The 5975-nt window shown below is 54.4% G+C and carries 6 protein-coding genes; 5 read left to right on the top strand and 1 reads right to left on the bottom strand.

All coding sequences use genetic code 11. The annotated features are described in order from the left end of the window. Positions 1-463 precede the first annotated feature (463 nt). Positions 464-928 (top strand): Lrp/AsnC family transcriptional regulator, encoded by a 465-nt coding sequence (locus AC0L2Z_RS34745; protein WP_473630557.1) that lies wholly within the window; start codon positions 464-466, stop codon positions 926-928. A gap of 1123 nt (positions 929-2051) precedes the next feature. Here the strand turns inward: AC0L2Z_RS34745 and AC0L2Z_RS34740 are convergent. After that, positions 2052-2378 carry a hypothetical protein gene (locus AC0L2Z_RS34740; protein WP_473630556.1) on the bottom strand — a complete coding sequence of 109 codons (327 nt, stop codon included), beginning with the start codon at positions 2376-2378 and terminating at the stop codon, positions 2052-2054. Between the two features lie 307 nt (positions 2379-2685). Here AC0L2Z_RS34740 and AC0L2Z_RS34735 point away from each other — a divergent pair, with 307 nt between their 5' ends. The 4 genes from AC0L2Z_RS34735 to AC0L2Z_RS34720 all read left to right on the top strand — a co-directional run. Beyond that, a complete protein-coding gene (locus AC0L2Z_RS34735; protein WP_473630558.1) occupies positions 2686-3081 on the top strand; it encodes an aspartate/glutamate racemase family protein in 396 nt (131 codons plus the stop codon). Between the two features lie 93 nt (positions 3082-3174). Beyond that, positions 3175-4257, top strand: coding sequence for an ABC transporter substrate-binding protein (locus AC0L2Z_RS34730; RefSeq protein WP_473630555.1), 1083 nt, complete (start codon positions 3175-3177; stop codon positions 4255-4257). 79 nt (positions 4258-4336) lie between these two features. Further along, on the top strand, positions 4337-5164 hold the full coding sequence (locus AC0L2Z_RS34725) for an ABC transporter permease (protein ID WP_473630554.1): 828 nt from the start codon (positions 4337-4339) through the stop codon (positions 5162-5164). Between the two features lie 3 nt (positions 5165-5167). Continuing rightward, positions 5168-5975: ABC transporter permease (locus tag AC0L2Z_RS34720; protein ID WP_473630553.1), on the top strand; the 808-nt coding region annotated here is incomplete at its 3' end.

The raw sequence follows: 5975 nt of genomic DNA, 5'->3' as shown, positions 1-5975 counted from the left end.
CGAGGGGGATGTTGAATCAGCACAAAACGCAGCCGTCACATCACAATCGATTCATCGATCACAGGACGTGCCTCTAGACTAAGCTGACGATAAAAAATTACGACGACCGCCCGGACAACTTGAGGGTTGCGTTACGCGCGGCGGATGTCCAAAGGAGACCAGATATCATTTAATACCGGTCGCTAGGGTTCGAGTACGTCGCGGAAGAGTGCTCAATGATCTCCGCCCAACTTGAATGGGCTGGTTTCCAACATCGTCCGTCGCTACGGGCAATTGTAGTGCCTGGGTGAGCGTTGCACCGGCAGTGTTCTCGGGGAGGGGCGAAATTCACGAACTGCGAGCTTTACTCGACACGTTGGCTTATACACTCATTTTATGCTTTCATTGTCGCCGAGATCAGGCTAATACAGCGCCAGGGGCGCAGGTTTCCTGCGCCAAGGTGGCAATTTTGCAGAGATCATCAATGGAATTGGATCGAATTGACCGGAAGATTCTCATCGCGGTGCAACGCAACAATCGCCTGACGACAGAAGAACTGGGAGATCTTGGTGGCCTATCGGCTACCGCTTGTCAGCGGCGATTAAAGCGACTGCGCGATGCCGGTGTTATTGAGGCTGATGTCGCCGTAGTCTCGCCAGAAGCCGTCGGTCGACCCATGATGATGCTGGTGTCTATCAGCCTCGAGCGTGATCGCTCAGATATCATTGATCGGTTCAAGCAAGCGATCCGGCGCACGCCTGAGATCATGAGCGCATATTATGTGACTGGCGAAGCAGATTTCGTTCTCATTCTCTCCGTGCGTGACATGGTGGATTATGAGGCATTTACTCGCCGCTTCTTTTACGAAAATCCTGACATTAAAGCATTCAGTACAATGGTAGTAATGAACCGGACCAAGGTATCGCTAGCTATACCAATCGAGGAGTAGGAAAATGGTACGCCGCCGACTCAGAATTACTGCAAAGCGCAATGTTTGTATTGATTAACTTACTTGGAGTGGCCGTCTGCATTCTGGATAAACGTGGGTATCGCCTCAGTGGGCCCCCTGGTTCCCGCTGCCCAAACGGCGCCCCCATTGGACAGCGTTGCTCTGGTACGATAGCCCAAATTTCGCGCAGCTTGCTCGGGCGGAGCCGACTTGTCGGGAAGGAGATAAATGTTCCCTCCATCCATGGCTACCCGCTTGGGCCGCTCTGCTGAATTAACCCCCCATCTCCGCGGCCTGCAGTTTGACGATCAAGGCTCTCTGCGCCCTTCGCGTAGGCGGGGGTTGTGTAGTCATCCGCGGGGGCGGTAGGGTTATCGCATATGGCTCAAGGCCCTGATGAGGTAATCATCGTTCCAGGCGCATTTCTTGGAGCGATGACTGACGGAACCTCGGTAGATCGGCGCTCTGGAGGATGTTTCTTGCGATCGGGTTGAGGATAGCAATGTTGGCGGGAGCATTGTCCTTTCGGGCGCGGCTTAGATCTTCGTCCAGGTGAATCGAGCATCCAGTGAGGGCCGTTTTCGATCTGCCAGTGGGACCTTGTGGCCTCGATCGCCTGCTTGGGGGACTGGCGGCCATGAACAGGCGGGTCACTGGCTTGTCTTGGCCGCGACGCGAGGTGAGGCGAACAAAGGCGCATGTCCGGCGTGAGAGGTTGGTCGGCAGGAATGACTTCGGCCTGACGCCACTCCTCACGGCCGTGGCTGACCACGGCCGTTTGCGCCCTTTATACGGAGGAACGGGCGAACTGCTCTTCGGCCTTATGTCACCACGGGGGTTGCCCTTCACGGCCAGGACGTAATCGATGATGGCCTTGCCCATGCGCTGGTGGCAGTGGAGGTCATCGGCGGTGACGATTCGTAGTCAATCAGGCTCGAAAGCGCCGCTTTGCGGGTGTCTCGGCAATAAGGCGAACTCTGTCGCCGTCGATCCCCATATTAGGCTCGCAGCCACCAGCTCACCTTGGATGTCGCCAATGCGACGCATTGTCGGCAATCCACTCAACGCAACAGAAAAATCCATAAGCGATTCCCCTGGGGGCCGGTCGGGACGGTTCGCACTTCTAGACGGTCCCTTGGCAAGTCCACTTCAAGGTCGCATTATCGGTCACTAAACAAGCCGCTTTAAATGCGGCTTCGTGATCGGCGCGTTTCTTGCGGAGTTGGCGCAAGAACGCATATTTTCTGCGACGATCGGGGATAATCGGCGCCAATCGTCCATTTTGCGCTGCTAGATTCGTTGGGATATTCATAGAGGTGGGAACTGTAATGCGGAAAAATGACTTCGCAATGAAGAGGCGAAACGGCACTTGGGCGGACGTTGGGATCGAGCGCTTGTGTCCCGCTAAAGTGGTTAGCCGCTCGACGGAATGTTGAGGATCTTCATCCATGACATCGCAGCCCTCACGTTATCTCGGAATCCTAATGCTCGACCATGGGCAGCAATCCAACCCTGCCAGAGGTAACGAGCAGGGCTCGATCCAGCACCCTGCGTCCGTCGGCTTTCCCATCATAACGGAAGTTCCCGAGGGAGCACGAGGCGATAGAGTTGTCCGGGGCGAGCCGGCTCTTGAGCCCGCCTACGTTGCAGCGGCGCAGCGGTTGGTCCAGCGAGGAGCCGTCGCAATTAGTTCGAACTGTGGCTTTACGATTCGGCTTCAGGCGGCTGTAGCCGCGTCAGTAGATGTCCCCGTGGCAATGTCGAGCTTGCTTCTGCTGCCGACGCTGATCCGACAGCTGCCACCATTCGCCAAAATTGCGGTTCTCACCTACGACTCTAACTATTTCGGCGACGATTTGCTTGGGCTTAGCGACCCGGCAGAGCGGGCGAGAGTTGTGGTTGGTGGACTTGAAGGCAGCCAATACTGGTATGATGAGGCGAAATATCCCGCGCCACCGACGGATGTAGCTGCGCTGGAGCGCGATGTCGGCGCTTGCATCACCCGACTGAGAGCTTCCCATCCGGAGATCGCAGCCATTCTTTTCGAATGTGCGGGGTTCCCAGTGGTCGCACCGGCGATCCGCCGACTTACGAGCCTGCCCGTCTACGACATCACACTTATCTGCCGGATGATGATCTCATCGATCGCCTGACGGAACTTTAGTGCAGCATGGAAATCATCTCCAGATCTGCGGTTTATTGAACATCAACCGAAGTATTAGCGCTGAAAAAAAAGGGGAATTACCATGTTCAAGATGTCACGCCGTCAATTCGTGAAATCTGCAGCTTCGGCTGCGGCACTCTCAACCGTCGGCTCGTTCGCAGCTGAAAAGGCTCTTGCCGCTGATGCGATCACTGCTGTCGAATGGGGCGGAAAATATCTAGATGGAATGAAGGAGGTTGCGGCTAAGCAGTCAGATGTCAACATTAACTGGCAGATGCACGCCGGCGGTGCCATGGACATTCTATCAAAGATCAAGGCTGCATGGCCAAATACGGGCATAGATCTTCTTTCGGGCTGGGACCCGTCTTGGCAAGCAATCGCGACGGAGGGCTGGGCAGAACCGGTAACGTTGGAAAAGGTGCCGAACCTCGCTGACATTCCACAAAAATTGCTGGTCAAAGACAGCGCTGGGAACATCATAAACATCCCACGTACAACGGCCTCCACTTTCTGGGCGTATCGGAAGGATACGACACCATTCCAGATAACCAAAGTCGAAGATCTTTTAGATCCGCGACTCAAGGGAAAGATTTGTTTTGCGGCGCCCTCTCTAGGTTCTAACCTGCAGATGGTGATGCTAGCGTTGCACAAAGGCGGCGACGAAAGAAACCTAGAGCCGGCGTGGGAATTTGTGAAGGAGCTCGCACGTAGCGGCAATATCGGGCGCGTTGCGAATGCGGATCAGGATATGACGACGTCCATAAGTTCTGGAGAAACCTCTGTAACCATGCCCGCAGCTTTCGTCGCGACTGAAATTGCGCGTAACTTCGACCTCCAGTATCTCAACAAAATGGACAAGGAGACAGGATTCCGGACGTTTGTTTACGAAGAAGGATGGTGCGTTTTGAAAGGCGGGCACACCGATGCAGCATTCAAATTCGCAAACTTCGCAATCGATCCGGAGAACAACGCGGAGTTCAATAGCATCTCTGGGGCGGGTGTGCCCGCCAATGCCAAGGCGAAGGTGTCCGACAAAGTCAAGCCCTTTGTATTCAACAACGAAGAATTGGAGCGGTACGCTTACATACCGGACTGGTCTTATCTCTCGAAACAGACCGATGTCTGGATGAAGCGCTGGGAACAGGAAATTCTGCCTCTGCTCTAGCTGGAGAATGTTAAAACTCCAAGACAAAGGGGCCGAGCATCTTGGCCGGAGAGATTAAATGAGATCTATGAGATCCCAAATGCTGCTGATGCTACCGGCGGTGGCAGTATTTACCTTCCTCCTAGCACTTCCGCTGTTGATAGTCGTCGGGGAGAGCTTTCGCGCATACGAGCCCGGTCGAATCGGATCCGTGGTCGGAGCGCCTCTTATCAGCGAGAATTATACCGAGCTCTTCAGCTCGGCCTATCTTCGGTACTTTCTGCAGACCTATTTGCTCTCTTTTGGGGCTGCTGCCATAGCCGTCGTCTTCTCCTTTCCAGTTGCGTATTATATTGCGAAGAATGCGTCCCCAAGGGCGCGAAAGCTTTGGATTTTTGCTTTGATCGGACTGATGTTCCTTAGTTCCTTGGTCCGGATATACGCGATCCAGCTTACCTTCGGCTCTGTCGGGATACTCGCGCCGATCATGTCGTTCCTCGGTGTCAACATGAATGGCGCTTCGTCCATTAACGTCGCTATCATCGCCGGATTGCTCCACTATGAGATACCCTTGTCTATCCTGATCCTGATGGGAGCGATTCAGAACCTCAACCCGTACTTGATCGAAGCGGCTCAGTCACTTGGTGCCTCGACATTTGAGGCCCATCTCACCGTAACAACGCCGTTGTGCATTAAAGCATTAGTCTCTGCATTCCTGGTTTCAATGACACTCGGTGTGAGCGCCTTCGCTATACCGTGGATCCTGGGGCGAGGGCGGGTTCTATTCATTTCGAACCTTATCTATAGCCGCTTTAGCGAGATTGGAAATTATCCGAGCGGGGCAGCGATTTCGATCGTCATGATATTTCTCTCGATGCTCCTGATTTTCATTTTGTCTAGAGTGACCACGCTACTCGACAGGACGTGAGACGTGCTCAGTAAGAGAAAAGGACTAATCCGCAGGCGAAATGCCGATGCCATTCTCGCGTTCTGCGGAAAGGCAACCATTGTCGTGACAGCAGCGTTCTTGCTGATCCCGGTGATCACAACTGTGCTCATGTCGTTTGACTCGCGGGACTACCTCGGTCCATTCCCCCCGCCTAGTCTATCGATGCAATGGTTCGACCGGTTCTTGCATAATTCCTATTTGTGGTCCGGGTTCAATACCAGCCTGCTGCTGGCCATCGCGACGGCAGCCCTTGCGACGGCGATTGGAGCATTGGCCGCGCTGGCAATCTGCCGGATGTCGCCCCAGTGGCGTGACCTTGTCACGACGGCTTTCCTGTCGCCTCTCGTATTGCCAGGCGTCGTCATGGGTTTTGGATTGCTCATGTTCTTTTCGGTATTGAATGGGCTGCCTGTCTTTGCCAGATTGCTCGCTGGGCACCTGATCATTACGATCCCCTACACGATTAGAATGACGTTGATCGGGCTAACCGGTATAAGCCCGACGCTGGTAGAGGCCGCGTTGAGTCTCGGCGCCAATGTGCGCCAGGCATTTTTCACGATTACTCTGCCGCTTGCCAGGAACAGCATCGCCGCCGGCGCGATCTTTGCCTTCGCGTTCTCTATGGACGATTTGACAATCAGCCTCTTCCTCAGTGATTTCAAAACGTTTACGTTGCCTGTCGCGCTCATCAGTCTGATGAGAGCGAGTTTCGATCTCACAATAGCTGCGGTAGCCGTCGCCCTAATAGGGCTAACACTCATATTGCTGTTGGTGCTCGACCGGGTGCTTG

The sequence above is a fragment of the Mesorhizobium sp. WSM4850 genome (assembly GCF_055811735.1).
The sequence above is the reverse complement of the archived record's forward strand: the minus strand, read 5'-3'. Positions and strand labels throughout refer to the sequence as shown.